The organism is Paracoccus rhizosphaerae (assembly GCF_026162645.1).
Lineage (GTDB): Bacteria > Pseudomonadota > Alphaproteobacteria > Rhodobacterales > Rhodobacteraceae > Paracoccus > Paracoccus rhizosphaerae.
Map to the genome: position 1 here is coordinate 1 of NZ_JAOTBE010000150.1, position 1,898 is coordinate 1,898.

The following is a 1,898-nucleotide window of genomic DNA, read 5'->3' on the forward strand; positions in this document are numbered from 1 at the left end:
GGCCTGACGCTGCGCAACCCACAAAGCTCCGCGCCAGCCCCCGTTGCCCAACCCGCCCAAACAGGCAAAAACCAAACCCGGAGTCTCGCTCACGCTGGATAAAAGTTGGGGGCAACGTCACTGCTGACCGGCAGCGACCATATGATCGCCGCGAACGCCCTGCTCCGGCAGTTCCTCGGCGAGGTGCGGATCTGGGGCGATCCTGAGCGCTGGATGGGATTGCGATCGAGATCCGGGGCGAGGCGTCCCGGATCTTCCGTTTTGTGGGGAGAACGACAAAAAGCGCCCCAAAGTGCGCTTTGTTGTCTGCTTGTCAGATTTCGTTGGTTGCGGGGGCGCGCATCAAACACTATTTCACGCAGCCCCAGTGCCGGCCTCGAGGAATTCGGCCGTGAACTTGTCATTCAGACACCTCCGCGGGCGGCAGGGCCGAGGCGGTGATGGTGCCGTTGCAGGAACGATGACGTAGTGGGCCAACTGCGCCATCTGTGAGGCGCGCTCAGTCGTGACTGCGCCAGTGCTTGATGCCGGCCTCGGCGACGGCTTGGTCTCGCGTTGGCGTGCCGGAGGAAACGCCGATGCCGCCGACCACCTCGCCCTCGAAGAGCCCCGGGAGGCCGCCCGCCACAACCATCAGCCGTCCGCCGATGGCGGAGTTGATGCCGTAGGCCGGCGCACCCGGCTGGCTTGCGGTGCCGTAGTCATGGGTCGCCTTCTTTGCCGCCGCTGCCGTGACGGCCTTGTCGATCGCGATCGTCGTCGAGGTGACCTTGCCGCCCTCCATCCGTTCGAAGGCGATCAACTGGCCAGCTTCATCCGTGACCGCGATGCACATGGGGACGCCTATCTCTCGGGCATGCGCCGACGCACCGGCGATGAGGCGCCGCGCGTCGTCAAGGTCCAGTCGGCGGATGGTCTACATAGCGTATCCTTTATTGGGTCGTGCCGAAACGTCAGGCCGGAAGCTGGTGCCTCTAGCCAACAGATCCGTTCTGCCGCGTCAATGCCCGGAGCGTGGCGCGCCAATCTAGCCATGGCACTCTGTCTCGCTTTCTCTGAGAAACGCCATCAGCACATCGTTGCCGCGAACACGAAGTGCGTCAGCCGGAAGCTCGTCGAAGTCGAGATGTGAGCGCATCATCCAGTTCAGTAATCGGTAGTCGCTCCACCCTGCCGCTCTGGCCGCAGCAATGACTGGAACGAAGTCGAGGTGGACACGGTGATTGCTCAAGTCGAACTGGAAGGACGGATATCTCCATACCCCGGACACCCGAAACCGTAGCAACTGGATCAGTCCTGGAGCCAAGGGTTCTGTAGCCTCAGGCGGCACACCCAGCATCTGGCGTGCCTCAACCTCTTCAATCATCGCCACCCGGCTTAGAATTCGCCGGCGCAGCACGCGGCGGCGCCGTGCGTCCGATTCCGGACGATCAAGGCTCTGGCTCATTTCAGTTCATCGAGGCTTCGGACAGGATTGGCGGCAGGTGCCTTTTGCGCATCCTTGGCCCGATGCACAACAATTTCCATAAAGCTTCGCTGCCCCCTCAGTCGCCCCGGATCCACGACACCGATGACGGTCCTGACGACAGTGCCACCGAGGGTCATGCGGCACGTCTGCGAGACGGGTTCGCCAGCCCAGAGAGCTGAGCGCCACGCGTCGTCGCAAGCCGTCTTTCCGAAAATCCGAGCACGCGTTCAGCCCACCGCGGCGATCCGCTGCCGTGCGGTTTCAGCATAGACCGGATCGATCTCGATGCCGATGCCCCTCCACCCCAGCTTGTCAACGGCGGTGCAAAACCCGGCCACGCGGCGGCGTAAAATCAGGCCAGGTGACGATGGCCGGCGCCATGGCGCGCGCGCTTACCATAGAGCTGGCGCGTGCCATGGCGCATTGGCCC

At 63.4% G+C, this 1,898-nt stretch carries 2 protein-coding genes; both read right to left on the reverse strand.

Annotation, left to right across the window (positions count from 1 at the left end; all coding sequences use genetic code 11):
* Positions 1-499 precede the first annotated feature (499 nt).
* The gene (locus OC184_RS20010) at positions 500-913 is read right to left on the reverse strand and encodes a GlcG/HbpS family heme-binding protein (protein WP_265508934.1); all 414 of its coding nucleotides are present in this window, start codon (positions 911-913) and stop codon (positions 500-502) included.
* 114 nt (positions 914-1,027) lie between these two features.
* The gene (locus OC184_RS20015) at positions 1,028-1,447 is read right to left on the reverse strand and encodes a hypothetical protein (RefSeq protein ID WP_265508933.1); all 420 of its coding nucleotides are present in this window, start codon (positions 1,445-1,447) and stop codon (positions 1,028-1,030) included.
* Between the last annotated feature and the right edge of the window lie 451 nt (positions 1,448-1,898).

Excerpts from the sequence above, each read along its gene's own strand:
- OC184_RS20015 (WP_265508933.1), bottom strand. The coding sequence starts at position 1,447 with ATGAGCCAGAGCCTTGATCGTCCGGAATCGGACGCACGGCGCCGCCGC.